Source organism: Mycobacterium shimoidei, assembly GCF_900417275.1.
GTDB lineage: Bacteria > Actinomycetota > Actinomycetes > Mycobacteriales > Mycobacteriaceae > Mycobacterium > Mycobacterium shimoidei.
The window spans coordinates 197,017-216,796 of the sequence record NZ_UEGW01000001.1 but is presented as its reverse complement, the minus strand read 5'-3'; the positions used below and the strand labels follow the sequence as shown (position 1 = coordinate 216,796).

Genomic DNA, 19,780 nt, shown 5'->3' with positions numbered 1-19,780 from the left:
TAAATCAAGGCGCCCCGGCGGTCGCTCGGCCGGCGATCAGGCCGCTACTCGACGCCGACAGCGTCGACGATGTTCAGTCGTGCGGCTCGCCGGGCGGGCGCGATCGAGCCGAGCAGACTGATCGCCACCGCGCCGACAGCGAAAACGAGCGCCAGCGGGCTCGGCCGGAAACTCACGTCGAAATTCATGACGTCGCCGCTGGCCAGGCTGTACAACCATTGGTCGGTCACCCCGAACAGCAGTCCGAAGACACCGCCGACGACCCCGATGCCGGCCGCCTCGGCCAGAACCATCCGCAGGGTGAGCCGGCGACTGGACCCCATCGCGCGCAACACCCCGATCTCGCGCCGCCGTTCGAGCACCGAGAGCGTCAGTGTGTTGAACAGTGCGACGCCGGCCACGAGCACGACGATGACCCACACGGCGTTGGCGATGAACATGCTCTGCCGCAGCGGCGCCTCGAGCCCCGCCAGCGCTGCCTGGCCGTCGTATACGTAGTTCGGGGCCGGGACGGCGCGGCGGACGTCAGCCGCGAGGCGACCGCGATCCACACCGGGGGCGGCGGTGACCTGCAGCGTCGTCGCTGCCGGCCGATCGAACCAAGCCCGCATCCGGCCGATGTCGATTCCGACGGTGCCGACGACCGTCGAGAAATACGGCACCAGGGCCAGCACGGCTACCTGCTGCGGGCCGCGCGGCGTCTGCAGCTGCAGCCGGTCGCCGGCCCGCACCTGCAACGTCTTGCCCAGATTCTGCGAGAGCACCACACCCCGGCCGGCGAGCACGTCCTCGCGGAGCTGTTGGTCGAGCGCGTGATAGAACCCGTCGGCGCTTCCCCGGGAGAAGCCGTCGAGCATCACGCGGGTACCGCCGACGACGGCGAACCCGAATGCGCCTTCCACGACACGCGCCACCCCCGGCAGCGCGGCCACCTTGGCGGCAAGACCGTCGGGTAGCGCGTCGACGGGGTAACTGTCGGGAGGATCGGCGCTGACCCACACGTCGACATCGGCCACCGGCAAGAAGACGCGACGGGCGGACCGGACCATGTCGGCGTTGGTACCAGTGATCACGACGGTCGTGACCACCGCGATGAGCACGGTCATCACCGTGGCCCACACTCGCCGCGGTGCGCGTTCGATGGTCGCGGCCGCGAGCGCTCCGCTCGATCCGAAGATGCGTGCGGCGGCCGCGGTGGCCGTGACGATGGGTGCGGCAAGCGCGAAGCCCAGGGCGACCTCGGCGCAGAACAACCCGGCGATCGCGGCGAAGGTGAGCGCTCCGCTGTGGCCGAGCAGGATCGCGATCGAGACCGCGACCAGCGCGATGGCACCCACCCCGCTTGCTGCCCGCAGCCAACGGGGCACAAAGTCCGCCGCTGACACCCCCACGGGTGCCAATGCCTCGATCGGTGAGACCTTGTAGACCTGTCGTGCGGCCATCGCCGAGGCGACCACGCTGGTGAGTACCGTTGCCGCGAGCGCGACCGGTATCGCGTAGCCGGGCAGCCAGTATTCGACGCGGGCCTCGAGCCCTTGGGTGATGGCCGGAGGTAATCGGCCGATTGCGATGCGGCCCGCGAGTATTCCGATGCCCGACCCGATGGCGCCGCCGACCAGACCGAGAACTGCTGCCTCGGCGAGCATGTCGCGAACGATCGTGGTGCGCCGGCCGCCGATGGCGCGCAGCATCGAGATCACCGGCCGGCGCTGGGTGATGGCCATGGTCACCGTGGTGTAGATCAGGAACGCGCCGACCACCAGGGCAACCACGGCGCCCAGCAAGCCCATGTAATTCATCATCTTGACGCCGTCGCCGGCCCGGGTCGCACGCGAGCTCGGCTCTGCGACGATGGCGCGGCCGTTCACCGCGTCGGTGATCGCGGTGCGAACAGTGCCAAGATCTGCCCCCGGTTTGGTGGTGACCAGGATTGAGTCGAGCTGGCCTTGTCGGCCGGTTACGTTCTGCGCCAGCGGAAGTGAGGCAAGGATGTAGTGTCCGCCGTTGAGATCCGCGACCTGTTTGTCGTGTAGCACGCCAGCGACGGTGACTTCGCCCGACCCCAGCCGGAACCTGTCGCCTTTGGTGTAACCAAGTCCTGGTCCGACGCGGACCGTGCTGCGTTCCTCGACCGCCGCCGCGACCTGTCCGCGGACTGCATCTTTGAGCGCCCCGCCCAATGCGGCGGTTTTGGCATCGGCGCCCAGCAGCAGAACAGGGCCCGACGGTGTGGTTGCGGACATGCGGATCATCGGTGCGGCGACCTCGACGCCGGGAACCGCGGCGACCTCGTTGGTGATCGCGTCGGAAAAACCTGCGTCGGTAATGCCGGACACTTCGAGTGCGGCGATGCCGGCTATTCCGTCGGAAAGCCGGGTGACCGAACCGGCGATCGATCCGAAGATGCCGAATATCGCCACCAAATATGTTGCCGAAACGGCCATTACGGCGGTCGCTGCGATCGTGCGGCGACGATGCACCGCGAGTTCACGCAGGCTGAACACCCGCAGCCGGCTCGCCGCTGCGCCGATCGTGGAAACCGGCCTCATCCGGCGACCACCGGCACGTCGGAGCCGAGCCGGCCGTCCTGCAGTGTGATCATCCGATCGGTCACCGCCGCCGCGTCCGAATTGTGGGTCACCATCACCACCAGCCGGCCGGGTTCGTGGGCAACATCGGCCAGGAGCGCCAAAATCGAAGCACCCGTTGCGGAGTCGAGGTTCCCGGTTGGCTCGTCGGCAAGAATCAGCGGCGGATCCATCATCAACGCCCGGGCAACCGCAACCCGCTGCATCTGGCCGCCGGACAGCTCCGCCGGCCGGTGCTCAGTCCGGTTGCCGAGCCCGACCCGCTCCAGCAGCCGAACGGCATCCGGTTTCACCTTGCCCAGCCGCACGCCGTCGAGCAGCTTCGGTACTGCTACGTTTTCCCACGCCGACAGCGTCGGCAACAAGTTGAAGAACTGAAAAATGAACCCCACCCGACGGTGGCGAAACGCCGATTGCTGCTCGTCCGATAACCGGCCGATTTCGTCGCCGTCGAAGATGATCGACCCGGAATCGGGGGAGTCGAGCGCTCCCAGCAAGTGCAGCAACGTGCTCTTGCCCGCACCGGAAGGCCCTACGATCGACACGAAATGTCCACCGACGAGGCGCAAGTCGACGTTGTCCAGTGCGCGCACTGTTCGACCGCCGACCCGATACTCGCGCGTCACGCCGCGAAGTTCGATGACCAGTTCGTCGCTAGATTCGCAGTCGCTCATCGTGTCCTATCCAGCTGTGGAATTGGCTATCCGGTTGCGGCACAAGGCTATTCCACACGGTCTCGCAACGCGCGGCTTGGCACCCGCCCGTGCCGCGGAAGAGCGTTCGTTCGCCGGACAGCGCGCATCAGGTCCTGACCTTCCTCCCGGCTACCGAGATACCGCTGCGGGGCACTCGGCTGGGCGCAGCGACGAGCCTCCTCCAGTCTGCGATCGCATCGGCTATCCGAGTGGCGTTTCGGCGAATCGCGCGCAGCGGGCCGTTCATGGCCGTTCACGGGTTCTCCCTGGTGACACGACGCGCCTGCGCGCGCGGTTCATTTATGAACCTCTGGCCGCGGCCCGGCGTATAACCGGTAGGAGGTTTGGCGATGAGCCCGTGGTTGATCGTGTTGGTGTCGTCCCTTTCCCTGGGCGTGCCGCTGGCCGGGGCCGGCCTGCTACGAGTGCAACAACGACTCGAACGGTGGGATTACGAACGGCACGCCCAGGATTGATGGGAGAGCTGGATTGACGCAGCGCGATCGACCACTTCGGATCCTGGTCGTCGGAGCCGGGGTGGCCGGCATCGCCATCGCTCGGGGGTTGCTGCGCGATGGACATGACGTCACCGTCTTCGAACGGCGTCCGAGTGTGACGGCGGCCGGCGGCGCGGTGACCATCTGGTCGAACGGCGCGACGGTGCTTGCGCAGCTGGGCGTCGACATGGGCGGGGCCGGTCAGCAGCTGTCTTCTGTACGGATCCTGACCTCCACGGGTCGGCGGGTGGCCACGTTGGATCTGGATGCGATCGCAGACCGGCTTGGCGCGCCGATTCGGATGGTTCCGCGTCGAGTGTTGCTCGAACGGCTGCGTGACGGCTTCCCAGACGATCGGATCCGCTGCGGCGCTCATGCGGTCGCGGTGGTCAGGGAACCCGGCGCGGTGCGGGTCGTGTTCGACGACGGCAGCTCGGCCGAGGGAGATTTGCTGATCGGTGCGGATGGCCTGCACTCGGTGGTTCGCGACGTGGTCGGCGCGAAACCGGCCGCGGCGACCGGTTGGTGCAGCTGGCAGGGATTGGTCAACCTGCCACTGGTTGACGACAGAAGTGTCGCGCTGATGATGATCGGCGCAGGTGGAAACCTCGGGCTGTGGCCCTCCGGCGGGTTCGCGCTGCAGTGGTGGTTCGACTTGCCGTGGTCGCCCGATTCCGTCAGACCGGACCGCCCGATCGAGATGATCCGCGCTCACTTCGGCGGCTGGTCCGATTTGGTGGATCGGGTGCTGGAGGCGCTCACCGACGACGACCTGGCTCCTTCACCCTTCCCGCACTACTGGCATTCGATTCCGCGACGGGGCGACGGCGTTGTGACATTGCTCGGCGACGCCGCTCATACGATGCCTCCCACCCTCGCGCAGGGGACCAATCAGGCGCTGCTCGACACGATGGTGCTGCGCAAGGCGCTGTCCGATCTGGCCAACGGAACCCACCGTGACCTGCCCGGCGCGCTGCGTTGGTATGAGGACACCCGGCGACGCAAGGTCAGGGCCGTCTCCCGGGTGACCAAGCTGCAGGTATCACATAACGAGTCGGTGCTGAGACCTGCGGCGATGATTCCCGATCGATTGCACACCTGGGCGCTCACGACGTTTCTGGGTTCGGTAAGTCACCGTGGCATTGCCGCACAGGTCAGCAATGGCCGCAGCCGCCCAAATCTGTTGCGTCAGTAGAAGATTGTTGACCGGTGGAGAGCCCGGCGAACCTGGGTGGTGCAAACCGCCTCGCCAAAGTCGGTGGTAGCGGCATTGGCGCAGATGTCGCTGGTGAACCCTAGTTGCCTGCGAGTCGTGTCTTTGGTATGTCAACGACGCACCGGGTGGTCGACCACATCGTTGGTTATCTCGCGAGGAGCGGAGTCGACTACATTTTCGGTGTCGATGGCGCCAACATCGAAGATCTTTACGACGCTGCATATTTCCGGTCAGGCATTACCGCGGTGTTGGCCAAGCATGAGTTCTCTGCCGCCACGATGGCCGATGGTTACAGCCGCGCCGGGCACGGCGTGGGCGTGGTGGCAGCAACCTCCGGCGGCGGTGCATTAAACCTGGTCCCGGGCCTGGGGGAGTCGTTGGCCAGTCGGGTGCCGGTGTTGGCCCTGGTCGGACAGCCCGCGACGGCGATGGATGGGTTGGGTAGCTTTCAGGACACCAGCGGCTGCAATGGCTCGCTGAACGCCGAGGCGGTGTTTTCGGCGGTGTCGGTGTTCTGCCGTCGGGTCACGACGCCCGCCGACATCATCTCCGTGTTGCCGGCAGCGCTGGCGGCGGCGCGGTCCGGTGGCCCCGCAGTGTTATTGCTGCCGAAAGATATTCAACAGGCGCCAGTAAGGGCCAACGGCTACCCAGTCGAGGACGACGCGGAGCGGCAGCGCTCCATCGGCGATCCGCATCCGATTCTTCGTGCGCTGCGGCAGGCGACCGGCTCGGTCACCATCATCGCGGGCGAACAGGTTGCGCGCGACGATGCACGAGCGGAGTTGGAGTGCTTGCGCGCCGTGCTGCGTGCGCGGGTGGCTTGCGTGCCGGACGCAAAAGATGTCGCCGGCACTCCTGGTTTGGGTTCGGCGTCGGCGCTGGGAGTCACCGGTGTCATGGGACACCCCGGTGTTGCCGAGGCAGTGGCCGGCAGCGCATTGTGCCTCGTGGTGGGAACCCGCTTGCCGGTCACCGCGCGCGCCGGCCTTGACGGCGCGTTGCGCGCGGACCGCACGGTGTCCATCGGGTCGGCGGCGCCGTACGTCGCGTGCACCCACGGGCACACCGACGATTTAAAGGCGTCGTTGCGCTTGCTGGCGGCTGCGGTGTCCGGGCACGGCCGGCTCAGTGGACTTCGGGTGCCCGACTCGGTGCTGTACCGCGAGCTGACTCCGCCTGCCTTCGACGGCCCCGGTGTGCGCTACCTCGACGCCATGCGGGCGCTCGATGACGCGGTGCCCGACGGGGTGGACGTCGTCGTCGACGCCGGCAACACCGGCGCCGCCGCCATCCACTACCTGCCGAGCCGCCGCGATGGCCGGTTCGTCGTCGCGCTGGGCATGGGCGGCATGGGCTACAGCTTCGGCGCGGGCATCGGGATGGCGTTCGGCGGCCATCGGCGCGTGGTGGTGATCGCCGGGGACGGGGCGTTTTTCATGCATGGCATGGAGGTGCACACCGCCGTGCAGTACAGGCTCCCTGTGACGTTCGTGTTGTTCAACAACAACGCCCACGCGATGTGCGTGACTCGCGAGCAGCTGTTCTACAACGACCGCTACACCTACAACCGTTTTGCCTCAAGCCAATTGGGGGCGGGTCTGGCGGCGATGTTTCCCGGATTGCGGTCCGTCGACGTCACCGAGGCCGACGAGTTCACGTCGGCGATACAGGGGGCGCTCGAGGTGGATGGGCCGTCGGTAGTCAGCGTCGAATGCGCGGCCGACGAGATTCCGCCGTTCGCCGCTTTCCTCGCCGCTGCGTCGTCGAGACCGACGGCTACAGAAGAGAACCCACTTGCACAGGAGAACTTGACGCATGTCGGGGCGAGTGCTTAGCGGCGTCGCCGAACGCATCGACGGAGTCATCCGGATCGAGACGGCACCACTAGAACAGACCGCACCGATCCTGATGGCCAAGATGCGGTCGGTCTACCCCCACCACGAGGTCTTCGGCCAGTACTGCACGGTCAACGAGTACGTCGACTGCCCGCCCGACGAACTGTTCGGATACCTGGCCAACGCCCGCAGTCTGGAAGAGTGGACGTATACCCTTCGTGGCTTTACTCCAACTGATGAGCCCGGATTGTGGCTCGCCTATGACCGGTTGCTGCCACAGACGCAGATCTTCACCCGCGCGGTGGCGAATGCCCGTGCGCGCACCGTCCATCACCATTGCGCCTGGGAATCCATTCACCTATGGATGATGTATCTGATGCGGGTGATCGACGCGCAAGCGGTGGTAGACAAGCCTGGATCCGTTGTGGTGTGGACGAATTGCCGCCATCCTTTGCATCGCCGCAACCCCGGTCACCGTCTGGAGTTGAACAACCTCAAAATGATCGCTGAATACCGGCACCGCAATGGTTTGCCGATGACCCCCGACTGGATGAAGTGAGGACGGCATGAGCGGCGCCATGGCTGAAGTCAGCCTGATCGACGTTTCCACATACCTGCCCGGTGAGCCGATCGGCGCGGACTACTACGCGCAATTCGCCGAATCCGACGAGCTCCGCGACAATGTGATGTTCCGCGCCCCCAAGTTTCGTCACCACGTCGCGCCCGACGAAACCGCGGTCGACATGGTCGAGCGGGCGGCGCAGCGACTGATCGAGCGTCATGGTCGCGAAACCATCGAGAACGTCGATGTCCTCATCACCCACACCCAGGTGCCGGATATGGCGTTCTACGGTGAGGGCGGCGGCATCGCGCACCGGCTCGGCATGCGCCCGTCCTGGGTGCTGGACTTGCACAACGGCGGCTGTGCCGCATTTGTGTTGGGACTCAGGATGGCTCGCCAATTGCTGAGCACGGGCGCAGGGCACACCGCGCTGATCGCGATCGCGCAGAACGCGGCGGGACAGGTGTTCGACCAGCCCGGGGTACGGCGCAAATCACAGGCAGCGGTCCCCGGCGACGCGGCGGCGGTCGGTTTGGTAACGGTGTCAGATAAGTCACCCATACTCGACGTGGAATGCCGCACCTACGGCGAATACGCCGGCGACATGACGCTCGCCATCGATCCGCCGCGCAAGTGGTGGCAGGCCGGCCCCGGTGAGGGCTGTATCGGTTTTACCGAGACCAAGATCACCAAGGTGCTGGCCCGCGGCAACCGCCAGGTCCCCGAAGTCTCATTCGCGGTGTGTGATCGAATTGGACTGCAACCCAAAGACATTGATCTATTCGTCAGCAATCAGCCCAATCGGGTGTTTCTGCGTAACTGGCGTGAAGCCCTCGAACTGCCGCCCGAACGGCATCGCGACACCTTCGACGAATGCGGCAACCTGTTCGGTGCGGGCATCCCGGTCAACCTTGACCGGGCGATCTCCGACGGCCAGCTCAAGGCCGGCGAGATTGTGCTGATGGCCGCGTTCGCGCATGCCGGTGACTTCGCCGGCGCGGCGGCGGTGCGCTGGGGCGGACGCAGCTGATGTCTGCCGCAGAGCGATCCATCGCTGGCGATGTGCTGCCGCCTGCGATTGATCCACTTGCGTTGGCGCTGAACGAGAATCCCTTTCCGCCGCTGCCAGCGGTGCGGTCGGCATTGATCGGTTCGATCGACGCTGCCAACCGCTACCCGGAGTTTCTGCCCGAGCGGCTGCGTCAACTGATCGGTGCCCACGCTTGTCTGCCCGAGGATCAGCTTTTGCTCGGGGCCGGTGCGACCGGTGTGGTGATGGAGGTGCTGCGGGCGGTGGCCGAACCCGGCGACAGCATCGTCATGGCGTCACCGACGTTCGACGGGTATCCGATCCTTGCGCAGATTGCACGGCTGAGATCGGTGTGCGTACCGCTCGACGAGGACGGCCACCACGACTTGGACGCGCTGGCCGACGCTTCCGCAGAAGCCCGCGTGGTGGCGTTGTGCCGGCCGCACAACCCGACCGGAACAATCGAACCAGCGGCCGACGTGACGCGGTTCTTGGGTCGGGTACCGGCCGACACGACCGTGCTTTTCGACGAGGCGTACATCGAATTCGTCGCCCCCGAACACCGGATCGACCCGGTGGGGCTGATCGCGCAATTTCCCAACGTGGTGGTGGTACGGACCTTCTCCAAGGCATATGGGCTTGCCGGCCTGCGGATCGGATACGGAGTCGGGTCGGCGGAGTTGGCCAAGGCGCTGTGGACCAACCAGCTGCCGTTTGGCACCGCGATAACCAGCTTGATCGGCGTCGCCGCCTCCTATGATGCGCAAGATCAACTGCTGCAACGGATCCGGCTGATCACCGCAGAGCGACGTTATCTCCGCATGCGGCTCTCGGCCATGGGGGTGTACAGCACCGACTCCCACGCGAACTTCGTCTATCTGCCGCCGCGGGGACGGCGATGGCGCGACACTTTCGCCGACAGCGGGCTGCAGGCCCGCTATTACGACGACGGCGGCGCGCGGATCACGGTCGGAGCACGCGAGTCGACGCTGGCGGTGCTGTCCGCAGTGCGAAAGTCCCGGCCCTGACCCGCTGCCGCTTGAAGTGCGGTAAGAAAGGGCGTGGCCCCTTCTACCTCGGACAAGTCGTCGGACAACCGCGATCCAATTGCCCTGGCGCGCACCAACTGGGAGCGGGCCGGCTGGGGCGATGTGGCACAGGGCATGGTCGCGGTGACGTCCGTGATGCGGGCGCACCAGATCTTGCTGGCCCGCGTCGAGAACGCGTTGCGGCCCTATGATCTGAGCTTTTCCCGTTTCGAGCTGCTGCGGCTGCTGGCGTTCAGCCGCAGCGGGGCCCTACCGATCACCAAGGCGTCCGACCGGCTGCAGGTGCACGTCACCAGCGTCACCCATGCGATCCGCCGGCTGGAGGCCAACGGGCTGGTGCAACGGGTGCCGCATCCCACCGACGGTCGCACCACGCTGGTGCAGATCACCGAGCTGGGCCGCTCAACGGTCGAAGACGCCACCGTCACGCTCAACGAGCAAGTGTTCGCCGACATCGGGATGTCCGAGAGCGAATCGCAGGCACTGACGGCGTCGATCGAAACATTGCGACGAAACGCCGGCGACTTCTAAAGTCACCCTCGGCACGCGCTCACGAGGGGAGGGAGGGGAGTGGGATCGTTGCCGTGACCGTCGTCCCGGCCCCCGGCCGCGACCGAATGTTCAAGTGGCCGCCGACCAGCTCGGCCCGCTCGGCCATCGACAGCACCCCGTAGCCGCCCATCTCGTCGCCGCCCAGCGGATTCTCGAAGGTATCGAAACCCACTCCGTTGTCGGCGATTTCCAGCCGCGCGGTCTGGCCGTCAACCGCGAAGCGCAGCCGTGTCGTCGACGCCTTCGCGTGCTTGACGATGTTCTGCAAACCTTCCTGGGCGATGCGGTACAGCGCCAGCTCGATGTGCTCGGGCAGCCGGGCATCCGAAAGGTCGAGCTGCATATCTATTTTCGGCATCGAATGGGCCAGGCTGGCCAGGCCGCCGGCCAGGCCGAGGTCGTCGAGCACCGGCGGCCGCAGTCCGCTGATGGCCGCCCGCGCTTCCTGCAGCGTCAGCCCGGCTAGTTCGCGGGCCTCGTCGAGCTGTTGCGAGGCTTCGGCCGGATCTTCGCCGACGGCCCGCGCGGCCGCATCGAGCCGGTAGGACAACGTGATCAGGCGCTGCGAGATACCGTCGTGGATGTCGCCGGCGAGCCGGCGGCGTTCGATTTCCTGCGCCTCGATCACCTGCTCGACGAACAGCTCGTGCGCGCGTTCGCGGGCCACCAGCCGGCGATGCAGCCGGGCCTGATGCAACGCCCCGGCGATCAAGGCGCCGATGACCCGCAGCAATTCCACGTCGCCGTCGGTGAATTCGCGCCGTGCCACGGTGTGGACGTTGAGCACGCCGACCAGCCCGCCCGGGTCGGTCTCCATCGGCACCGACACCATCGAGGTGAAATCTCGCCCGCGCAGAGACTGGATCGGCAGGTAGCGCGGGTCGGCCTCCTTGTCGTGGGTGATCACCACCGGCTCGCGGTGGCGGGCCACCCAGCCCGACACCCCCGAGCCCAGCGGCAGCCGGATCTTGCCCACCTGGCCGTCGAACGGTGGTGTCGCACCGGCCAGCGTCAGGGACCGGTCGCTGTCGTCGAGGACGTGCACGAAACACACGTCGGTGCCGGTGGCCGCGGTGATCATCCGGGCGGCCGCGGCCGCCAGCGGTTCCACGCCGGGTCCGCTGGAGGCGACCTGAATGAGTTCGCGCAACAGCACCAGTTCGCGGTCGGCGTCGACGAGATCGCGAACCGCGTTCGACGGCCGGGGGCTCTCGGTCATTGATAGATGCCTTCGCGCAGGGCGGTGGCCACCGCGCCGGTACGGTCATTGACACCGAGCTTGCGATAGATCGAACGCAGGTGGCTTTTGACGGTTTCCTCGCCGATGACCAGCTTGTTGGCGATGCCGCGGTTGGACAACCCGGTCACCATGTAGGACAGGATCTCACTTTCGCGCTGCGTCAGCCCCTGGCGCGCGCCCGGCCAGAACTCGTTGCGCTGCAGCCGCGCCGCGGTGTCGGCAGCGCGGGCCGCCATCTTGGGGTCGATCACGGTCTCACCGTGATAGGCCGATTCGAGTTGGCGGACCAGTTCGTCGCTGCTGATGCTTTTCAGCAGGTAGCCGCACGCTCCGACCCGCAACGCCTGGAACAGGTACTGCTCGTCGTCGTAGACCGACAGCATCACCACCTTGCGGTCGGGGTCGCGCTCGCGCAGGGTCAGGCACAGGTCCAGTCCGCTGGACCCCTGCATGCGCACGTCGCACAGCACGATGTCGGGTTGCAGCTCGTCGACGACGCTGACCGCCTGGTCGGCGCCGACCGCCTGCCCGACCACCTGCACCCGGTCTTTGAACGCGGTCAGCATGGCCTTGAGCCCCTCGATGACCATCTCGTGGTCATCGACGAGGACCAGGCGCACGGGCATGGCAACACGATAGATCCGGCGGGCGGCTCGCCGCTGGGAGAGCAACTTCGCCATGCCAATCCCCCTAATGGGGGACGCCCGGGCTCCGGCGGCCCGGCATGCTTACCAGGGTGCGAACCATCGGTCACACGCTTTCGAACCGCACGTTTTGGTGGGACCGCGCGCGTCCGGTCGACGCCGACATTCACCCGCTGCGCGCGGTGATCTTCGACTTGGACGCCATGGCTGACAGCCGGCGTGAGCCGAAGGCCGGCCTGGTGGACCTCGTCATGGATTTGTTCGTGGCCGGCGTCTGGGTCGGCGTGGTGAGCACCCGTGACCGGCAGTGGGCCGAAGCGTCGGTGCGTCAACTGGTCGGTGAAGGCCTTGTGGAGACACTTGTGACCGCCGACGACGTGGCCGAACCCGGAAACGATGTCTACGACGTCGAACTATTTCGACTTGCGTTGTGGGAGTTGGGAATAGGCCCGCACGCGGCATTGGCCTTTGCGGCAACTGGTCCGAGGCTACGCGCCGCAGTTGCTGCAGGGCTGCCCGTGCAGGCCCGCTCCTGCTACGACGGGCTGAGAACCGAGGATTGCCAGAAGCTGCACCGGCGCTGGTGGATCGTCCATAAGCGTGCTGGGTAGTTTGGCGTTTCGGCCGGCTCGGCTTAGCCGTTGCGCAGCAACTCGATAACCGCGCTGAAGTCCTTGTCGGCGTTGTCGGCGGCGAATCGCGCGTAGATCTCGGCGGCGTGGCTGCCCAGCGGTGCCGACGCACCGGTCGATGCCACCGCATCCATCGCCAGACCGAGGTCCTTGTTCATCAGCGCGGTCGCAAAGCCCGGCTTGAAATCGTGGTTGGCCGGCGATGTCGGCACCGGGCCGGGCACCGGGCAGTTGGTGTGCACCGCCCAGCAGTTGCCCGTCGAGCCGGTGATGACGTCGAACAACGCTTGCGCCGACAGCCCGAGCTTTTCGGCCAGCACGAACGCTTCGCCGATCGCGATCTGATGCACGGCCAGCACCATGTTGTTGCAGACTTTCGCGGCTTGGCCGGCGCCGGCTGCGCCGCAATGAATGATCTTGCGCGCCATGGGTTCCAACACGGAGCGGGCTCGCTCCAGCGCGTTCTCGTCGCCGCCGACCATGAACGCCAAAGTCCCGGCGACCGCGCCGGCTACTCCGCCGGAGACCGGGGCGTCGAGCTGAGCGAAGCCGTGCGACCCGGCCATCGCGTGAACCTCGCGCGCGTCGTCCACCGAAATCGTGGAGCTGTCGATGAACAACGCACCCGCCGGTGCGGCAGGCAGGATTCCGGCGTAGCAGCGCTTGACCGAATCGCCATTGGGCAACATCGTGATGACCACTTCGGCCTCGGACACCGCGGCGGTCCCGCTGTCGGCGACCACAACGCCCTTGTCGGCGGCCGCCGTTGATGCGGCGGGCACCGGGTCGAAACCCCGAACCATGTGACCGGCCGCGACAAGGTTCGCCGACATCGGCCCGCCCATGTGGCCCAGCCCCAAGAACGCGATCGTGGACACCTGTTGTCCTTCCTACGTGCCGGCGCGCACCCGGGCGGCCTCGGCCCGGCCGATGACCACCCGCATGATTTCGTTGGTGCCCTCCAGGATGCGATGCACCCGCAGGTCACGAACGATCTTTTCCAGACCATACTCGCGCAGGTAACCGTATCCGCCGTGCAGCTGCAGCGCTTTGTCCGCGACCTCGAAGCAGGCGTCGGTGACATACCGTTTGGCCATCGCGCACAGCTCGACCTTGTCGTCGGCGTCGTCGTCCAAGGCGGTTGCGGCGCGCCACAACAGCATTCGTGACGCCTCGATCGCGGTGGCCATATCAGCCAGGGTGAAGCGGATGGTCGGTTCGTCGAGCAGCACAGTGCCGAACGCCTCGCGCTGTGCAAGGTAGGACGCCGCCTTGTCGAACGCGGCCTGCGCTCCGCCCAGCGAGCACGCCGCAATGTTGATCCGGCCGCCGTTGAGGCCGTTCATGGCGATGCCGAAGCCGGCGCCTTCGCCGTCGGCGCCGCCGAGCATGGCGTCGGCCGGAACTCGCACCCCTTCCAGCACCACCTGGGCGGTGGGCTGCGCATTCCAGCCCATCTTCTCCTCGTGGGCACCGAAACTCAGCCCGGCAGTGCCTTTCTCGACGATGAAGGTGGAGATTCCGCGGGGGCCGTCTGCGCCGGTGCGTGCCATCACGACATACACATCCGAAGCGCCGGCTCCCGAGATGAATTGTTTGACGCCGTCGAGCACGTAGTCGCCGCCCTGCTTGACTGCGCGGGTGCTCAGCGCGCTGGCGTCTGACCCGGCACCGGGCTCGGTGAGGCAGTAGCTGGCGATGACGTCCATCGACGCCAGCCGCGGCACCCAGTCCTTGCGCTGTTCGTCGGTGCCGAAGTTGTCGATCATCCAGGCGCACATGTTGTGGATCGACAGGAATGCTGCCGTCGTCGGATCGGCGATGGCCAACTGCTCGAAGATCCGCACCCCGTCGAGGCGACGCAGCGCGCTGCCGCCCACGTCGTCGCGGCAGTAGATCGCCGCCATACCCAGCTGCGCGGCTTCCCGAAGCTCTTCGACCGGGAAATGGTGGGTGGCATCCCATTCCAGGGCGTGCGGGGCGAGGCGCTTGGCGGCGAACGCGGCCGCCGTGTCGGCGATCTCGCGTTCGTCGTCGTTGAGACCGGAGTATTGCATCAAAGCGCTACTTCATTGTCGGGATGACGAATTCGGCACCGTCTTTGATGCCGGAGGGCCAGCGTGAGGTGACGGTCTTGACCTTGGTGTAGAACTGGATCGACGCCGGCCCGTGCTGGTTGAGGTCACCGAAGCCGGAGCGCTTCCAGCCGCCGAAGGTGTGGTAGGCCACCGGGACCGGGATGGGCACGTTGACGCCGACCATGCCGACCTGCACCCGCGAGGTGAAGTCGCGAGCAGTGTCGCCGTCGCGAGTGAAAATGGCGACCCCGTTGCCGTATTCGTGATCGGTGGGCAGCTGCAGTGCCTCTTCGTAGTCATGGGCGCGGACGATGCACAGCACGGGTCCGAAGATCTCATCGGTGTAGATCGACATGTCCGTTGTGACGTGATCGAACAACGTCGGGCCGATGAAGAAACCGCCTTCCAAACTGGCGTCTCCGAACGACAAGTCATCGCTGGCACGCTCGCGGCCGTCGACGACCAGTTCGGCGCCGGCGGCCACGCCCTGGCCGATGTAGTCGCGGACCCGGTTGAGCGCGGCGCCGGTGACCAGCGGCCCGTAATCGGCTTTGGGATCGAGGCTGTGCCCGACCCGCAAGTTATTGATGCGCTCAATGAGCCTGCCGCGCAACCGTTCCGCGGTCTGCTCGCCAACCGGCACGGCGACGCTGATCGCCATGCACCGCTCGCCGGCACTGCCGTACCCGGCGCCGATCAGCGCGTCCACCGCCTGGTCCATGTCGGCGTCGGGCATCACGATCATGTGGTTCTTCGCACCGCCGAAGCACTGGGCGCGTTTACCGGTGCTCGTCGCCGTAGCATAGATGTACTGCGCGATATCCGAGCTGCCGACAAACCCGATCGCGGTGATATCCGGATGGGTGAGGATGGCATCGACCGCTTCTTTGTCGCCGTGCACCACCTGGAACACCCCCGGGGGCAGGCCCGCCTCGACGAACAGCTCGGCGAGGCGTACCGGCACCGACGGATCGCGTTCAGAGGGCTTGAGAATGAAGGCGTTTCCACACGCCAGCGCCGGTCCGGCCTTCCACAGCGGGATCATGGCCGGGAAGTTGAACGGGGTGATGCCGGCGACGACACCGAGTGGTTGGCGCAACGAGTACACATCGATTCCGGGCCCCGCGCCCTCGCTGTACTCACCCTTGAGCAGATGCGGGATACCGATGCAGAATTCGACCACCTCGATACCGCGCTGAATATCGCCGCGGGAATCGGCCAGCGTTTTGCCGTGCTCGAGCGAGAGCATCTCGGCTAGTTCATCCATGTTCTCGTGCACCAACTCGATGAACCGCATCATCACCCGGGCACGGCGCTGCGGGTTCCAGGCCGCCCAGCCCTTCTGGGCTTCGGCCGCCGAGGCGACCGCGGCGTCGACGTCGGCCTTGCTGCCCATGGGGACCTGCGCCTGCACCGCGCCGGTGTTGGGATCAAAGACGTCGGCGCTGCGCCCGGACTGCCCGGCGCTGCGCTGCCCGTCGATGTAATGCGAAATCTGTGCGGTCATGGATGCCCTCGATGTGCCGAAAACGGTCGGATACTAGGAGATCCTAGTAATAGCCGGAGGTGGTGGCAAGCCAGTGCGAATCGTGACTGCTTCTGCTACTTCTTCGAGGGGATCAGGATCACCACGATCAGGGTCAGGATGCTGAAAAACAGCCCCAGGATGCCCCAGCCGAGCGGGTTGCGGCCCTTCATCGCGGCGATGACGCCGCACACGATCGCGGCGATGATGCTGCCGATCGCGACGAAGATTCCCTTGATTCCACGCATGATCAGCCCCGCGGCCTCCGGCTGGCTCTGCGCGGCCAGCACCAACTCGTGCAACATGCGGACCTCCTTAATCCGGGCTTTTATTCGGGTACCGGCGGCGCCGCCCGCGACGCGGATACCCGCGAAAGCCGGACCTGCAAACCGGCCTGCAGGCGAGGCGCTATTTGCCGTCCTTCGATCGGCGCCAGGGCAGGTAGGCGCGCAAGGCGTCGGCGTATGGAACCACACCCGCGGCGAACTGCTCACTTAAGTATTCGTCGAAGGTGACGACGCCGCGGGTGCCCTCTGGTGCCAGATGGCCGCCGGCGCGGTATGCGCGAAATACCTTGCCGCCAAGCCGGATTGGGACGATCAGCCGCCGCTTGCCCGCCATGGCCAGATAGCTGCGGGCCAGATCGCCGATGGCACGGATTTGCGGCCCGCCCAAATCCGGTGCCCTGCCGACGGGTTCGGCTAAGGCGAGTTCGGCCAGCCGGTCACCGACCTCACGCACATCGACCGGCTGGAAACTCCAACCCGCCGGAAGCGCCATGACCGGCGGCTTGGCCAACATACGCAGCATTACCGCGATGAGGTCGTGAAATTGGGTCGCCCGCAGCACCGTCCAGGGCAGCCCGGACGCGGCGATCAGTTCTTCGTCGGCCAGCTTGGACCGGTAGTAGCGAAACGGCACCCGGTCGACACCGACGATCGAGATGTAGACCAGATGCAGTGAACCTTTGCGTTTGGCGGCTGCGACCATCTGTTGCGCCGGATCCGCGCACAGCACCACGGTGTCGACACCGGCCACGGCCTCATCGAGCCCGGACCCGCTGCGCAGATCACCCACGACGTGTTCGACCTGGGGGTTGTCGTGATGACGCCGACCGCGGCTGAGGATCCGCACTTCGGCGCCTTCGGCCAGCAGCCGCTCGACCACCACCCTGCCCAAGGTGCCGGTGCCACCGACCACGAGGATGCGCTTCGTCATGCCATTAGAACCTAGCCGTGAGCCGTGGCAACTAGCGTGCTGTCATGGTGGATTTCGCGCTGCGCTCCTGCGGGCTGCGCGGGCACGCGACGTTTGCGCCCGACGAGCCGGCACTGCGGGAGAGGCTGAGAGCCGATACCCCCGTCGGAGAGGCATGGCGGTGTTTGCGCTGCGAGACGTTCGTGGTCGGCCCGCCGCGCGGCAGCGGCCCGGCGAACACCGCGCCCGAGGTTCCGCGTGGGCGCTCGTTGCGGGATCGGACGCTGATGCGGGCACTGGCCGCCGAACGGTTTGTCCGCGGCGTCGTCTTCTCGTTGCTGGCCGCCGGTGTCTTGAAGGTCAGGGGATCGCGGGAACGGTTGCAGCACGCGTTCGACGAGGAGCTGCCGTTGATCCGGCCGCTGGCAGACCAGATCGGCTGGAATCCGGACAACTCCAAAATCATCCGCCATATCGGTCAGCTGTTTTCGCTGTCGTCATCGACGTTTCTGTGGCTGGCGGTGGGCTTAGCCGCCTATGCGGCCATCGAGTTCATCGAGGCGGTCGGGTTGTGGCTGGTGCAGCGCTGGGGAGAGTACTTCGCGGTGATCGCCACCAGCGTGTTTCTTCCGTTTGAGGTCTACGAGTTGATCGAGAAGGTGACGACCGTGCGCCTTGGCGCGTTTTTGATCAACGTCGTTGCGGTCATCTGGCTGCTGTGGTCCAAACGACTATTCGGGCTCAATGGCGGCGCGGCCGCGTATCGAGAGGAGCATCGAAGCGAAAGCCTGCTGACCGTCGAACGTGCCGCCCTGACGGATTAGTCGCCCCGCAGCTGTTCGACGAACGCGCGGGTCGCCTCCCAGGTGGGCAGCAGTCCGGAGGCCTCGACTTCCTTCAGCGTGGGCGCCGCGGCGTCACGCTCCGAGAGCACCAATTCGTGGTTGCCCGGCCAGTCGATCCGCAACTGTGGGTCGGTAGCGCAGATTGTGTATTCCCGCTGCGGGTTGTATTCCGTCGAACACAAATACACCACCGTCGAATTGTCTTGCAGGGCAAGGAAACCATGCGCCAAGCCCTCGGAGATGTACACCGATCTGTGGTCTTGCGCATCGAGTACCACCGAAGCCCAACGGCCGTATGTCGGTGATCCCAACCGGATGTCGACGACGACGTCGAACACCGATCCGGAAACGCAGGTCACATATTTGGCCTGGCTCGGCGGCAGCTGTGCGAAGTGCAAGCCGCGCAGTGCGCCGGCCTGCGACACCGAGCAGTTTGCCTGCCGGACCCGGAGTCGGTGTCCGGCGAAGCCGGTGAATTCGCGTTCGGTGAGCCACTCGAAGAACAGTCCTCGCGAATCGGAATGCAGTTGCGGGATGATCTCCCAGGCGCCGGGAATGTCGAGTTCGCGGACCTTCATGTCACTGACCGCGCGCTTCGTATTCCGCCTCGACGGCGTCCTTCAACGGCCCCCACCATGATTCGTTGGCCCGATACCAGTCGATGGTGGCGCGCAGCCCCTCTTCGAAATCGGTATGCTTTGGTGCCCAGCATAATTCGTTGTAGAGAACTGACGGGTCGATCGCGTAGCGTATGTCGTGGCCGGCGCGGTCGGTGACGTGGTCGAAGTCGTCGGGGTCGCGTCCCATGAGCCGCAGCACCGTGCGCAGCACCGTCAGGTTGTCGCGTTCGCCTTCGGCGCCAATCAAATACGTCCGACCGATCTGGCCCTGTTCGAGGATCCGCCGGACCGCGTCGTTGTGATCGTCGACGTGGATCCAGTCGCGCACGTTTGCCCCGCTGCCGTACAGCTTGGCCCGGCGTCCGGTGAGCACATTGGTGATCTGGCGCGGGATGAACTTCTCCACATGCTGATACGGCCCGTAGTTGTTGGAGCAGTTCGAGATCGTCGCGGCGACGCCGTAGGACCGCACCCAGGCCCGCACCAGCATGTCGGCTGCGGCTTTGGTCGACGAGTACGGGCTGGACGGATTGTAGGGGGTGGATTCGGTGAATCGCCGGGGGTCATCGAGGGTCAGGTCACCGTAAACCTCGTCGGTCGACACGTGATGCAACCGCACACCATGGCGCCGAACGGCTTCCAGCACGGTGAACGTTCCCAGCACGTTGCTGTGCAGGAACGGCTGCGGATCGGCCAGCGCGTTGTCGACGTGTGTTTCGGCGGCGAAATGGACGACTGCGTCGGCCTCGGCCACCAATTGGGATACCAGCTGCGCGTCGGTGACATCGCCCTGCACCAGCCGGATGTCGTCTTCGACGGCAGCCAACGATTCCCGGCTGCCCGCATAGGTCATGGCATCCAGCACGGTCACCGTGTCCTCGGGATGCTCACGGACGGTGCTGTGCACAAAGTTGGCGCCGATGAAACCAGCGCCACCGGTGACCAGCAGCCGCATGGTTAAACAGTAGCCCG

The 19,780-nt window shown here is 66.0% G+C and carries 20 protein-coding genes; 9 read left to right on the top strand and 11 right to left on the bottom strand.

The window, feature by feature from the left end; all coding sequences use genetic code 11:
• Positions 1-44 precede the first annotated feature (44 nt).
• A complete protein-coding gene (locus MSP7336_RS01080; RefSeq protein ID WP_069395620.1) occupies positions 45-2,549 on the bottom strand; it encodes an FtsX-like permease family protein in 2,505 nt (834 codons plus the stop codon).
• Entirely contained in the window at positions 2,546-3,262 is a 717-nt protein-coding gene (locus tag MSP7336_RS01075; RefSeq protein WP_372507680.1) for an ABC transporter ATP-binding protein, read from the bottom strand. The genes MSP7336_RS01080 and MSP7336_RS01075 overlap by 4 nt, the downstream gene beginning before the upstream one ends.
• A 371-nt stretch (positions 3,263-3,633) precedes the next feature.
• On the opposite strand from MSP7336_RS01075, the gene MSP7336_RS24395 reads away from it, so the two are divergent.
• The 7 genes from MSP7336_RS24395 (at position 3,634) to MSP7336_RS01045 (ending at position 10,006) form a co-directional block, all read left to right on the top strand.
• Positions 3,634-3,759, top strand: a complete 126-nt coding sequence (locus tag MSP7336_RS24395; protein ID WP_264078143.1) for a hypothetical protein — start codon at positions 3,634-3,636, stop codon at positions 3,757-3,759.
• Between the two features lie 13 nt (positions 3,760-3,772).
• Positions 3,773-4,975, top strand: coding sequence for an FAD-dependent oxidoreductase (locus MSP7336_RS01070; protein WP_232320996.1), 1,203 nt, complete (start codon positions 3,773-3,775; stop codon positions 4,973-4,975).
• A gap of 128 nt (positions 4,976-5,103) precedes the next feature.
• Positions 5,104-6,834 carry a thiamine pyrophosphate-binding protein gene (locus MSP7336_RS01065; RefSeq protein WP_113962854.1) on the top strand — a complete coding sequence of 577 codons (1,731 nt, stop codon included), beginning with the start codon at positions 5,104-5,106 and terminating at the stop codon, positions 6,832-6,834.
• Positions 6,815-7,393: a hypothetical protein gene (locus MSP7336_RS01060; protein ID WP_069395618.1), complete on the top strand. Its 579-nt coding sequence runs from the start codon at positions 6,815-6,817 to the stop codon at positions 7,391-7,393. The genes MSP7336_RS01065 and MSP7336_RS01060 overlap by 20 nt, the downstream gene beginning before the upstream one ends.
• Positions 7,394-7,400: 7 nt before the next feature.
• Positions 7,401-8,426, top strand: coding sequence for a 3-oxoacyl-ACP synthase III family protein (locus MSP7336_RS01055; RefSeq protein ID WP_244917390.1), 1,026 nt, complete (start codon positions 7,401-7,403; stop codon positions 8,424-8,426).
• Positions 8,426-9,454, top strand: coding sequence for a pyridoxal phosphate-dependent aminotransferase (locus MSP7336_RS01050; protein WP_069395617.1), 1,029 nt, complete (start codon positions 8,426-8,428; stop codon positions 9,452-9,454). Before MSP7336_RS01055 ends, MSP7336_RS01050 begins: the two co-directional genes overlap by 1 nt.
• 33 nt (positions 9,455-9,487) lie before the next feature.
• Positions 9,488-10,006, top strand: coding sequence for a MarR family winged helix-turn-helix transcriptional regulator (locus MSP7336_RS01045; RefSeq protein WP_069395616.1), 519 nt, complete (start codon positions 9,488-9,490; stop codon positions 10,004-10,006).
• 19 nt (positions 10,007-10,025) lie between these two features.
• Here MSP7336_RS01045 and MSP7336_RS01040 read toward each other — a convergent pair whose 3' ends face one another.
• Both MSP7336_RS01040 and MSP7336_RS01035 read right to left on the bottom strand, forming a co-directional pair.
• Positions 10,026-11,246, bottom strand: a complete 1,221-nt coding sequence (locus MSP7336_RS01040) for a GAF domain-containing sensor histidine kinase (protein WP_069395615.1) — start codon at positions 11,244-11,246, stop codon at positions 10,026-10,028.
• Positions 11,243-11,893 (bottom strand): response regulator, encoded by a 651-nt coding sequence (locus MSP7336_RS01035; RefSeq protein WP_069395739.1) that lies wholly within the window; start codon positions 11,891-11,893, stop codon positions 11,243-11,245. Before MSP7336_RS01035 ends, MSP7336_RS01040 begins: the two co-directional genes overlap by 4 nt.
• A 110-nt stretch (positions 11,894-12,003) precedes the next feature.
• Between MSP7336_RS01035 and MSP7336_RS01030 the strand changes: the two genes are divergently transcribed.
• Positions 12,004-12,522: an HAD family hydrolase gene (locus MSP7336_RS01030; protein WP_232320994.1), complete on the top strand. Its 519-nt coding sequence runs from the start codon at positions 12,004-12,006 to the stop codon at positions 12,520-12,522.
• A gap of 23 nt (positions 12,523-12,545) precedes the next feature.
• On the opposite strand, the gene mmsB is transcribed toward MSP7336_RS01030, so the two are convergent.
• From mmsB to MSP7336_RS01005, 5 genes are all read right to left on the bottom strand, one after another.
• Positions 12,546-13,421 carry a 3-hydroxyisobutyrate dehydrogenase gene (gene mmsB / locus MSP7336_RS01025; RefSeq protein WP_084226408.1) on the bottom strand — a complete coding sequence of 292 codons (876 nt, stop codon included), beginning with the start codon at positions 13,419-13,421 and terminating at the stop codon, positions 12,546-12,548.
• Between the two features lie 12 nt (positions 13,422-13,433).
• Complete coding sequence (locus tag MSP7336_RS01020) at positions 13,434-14,600, bottom strand: acyl-CoA dehydrogenase family protein (protein WP_069395613.1); 1,167 nt, start codon at positions 14,598-14,600, stop codon at positions 13,434-13,436.
• Positions 14,601-14,607: 7 nt separating this feature from the next.
• On the bottom strand, positions 14,608-16,128 hold the full coding sequence (locus tag MSP7336_RS01015) for a CoA-acylating methylmalonate-semialdehyde dehydrogenase (protein ID WP_069395612.1): 1,521 nt from the start codon (positions 16,126-16,128) through the stop codon (positions 14,608-14,610).
• Between the two features lie 95 nt (positions 16,129-16,223).
• On the bottom strand, positions 16,224-16,451 hold the full coding sequence (locus MSP7336_RS01010) for a deoxyribodipyrimidine photolyase (protein ID WP_069395611.1): 228 nt from the start codon (positions 16,449-16,451) through the stop codon (positions 16,224-16,226).
• Positions 16,452-16,554: 103 nt separating this feature from the next.
• The gene (locus tag MSP7336_RS01005; RefSeq protein WP_069395610.1) at positions 16,555-17,364 is read right to left on the bottom strand and encodes an SDR family oxidoreductase; all 810 of its coding nucleotides are present in this window, start codon (positions 17,362-17,364) and stop codon (positions 16,555-16,557) included.
• 44 nt (positions 17,365-17,408) lie between these two features.
• Between MSP7336_RS01005 and MSP7336_RS01000 the strand changes: the two genes are divergently transcribed.
• Complete coding sequence (locus MSP7336_RS01000) at positions 17,409-18,167, top strand: DUF2127 domain-containing protein (protein WP_113962853.1); 759 nt, start codon at positions 17,409-17,411, stop codon at positions 18,165-18,167.
• On the opposite strand, the gene rfbC is transcribed toward MSP7336_RS01000, so the two are convergent.
• A complete protein-coding gene (rfbC, locus tag MSP7336_RS00995; RefSeq protein ID WP_069395608.1) occupies positions 18,164-18,766 on the bottom strand; it encodes a dTDP-4-dehydrorhamnose 3,5-epimerase in 603 nt (200 codons plus the stop codon). The genes MSP7336_RS01000 and rfbC overlap by 4 nt on opposite strands.
• A 1-nt stretch (position 18,767) precedes the next feature.
• Entirely contained in the window at positions 18,768-19,763 is a 996-nt protein-coding gene (gene rfbB, locus MSP7336_RS00990) for a dTDP-glucose 4,6-dehydratase (protein WP_113962852.1), read from the bottom strand.
• Positions 19,764-19,780: the final 17 nt, after the last annotated feature.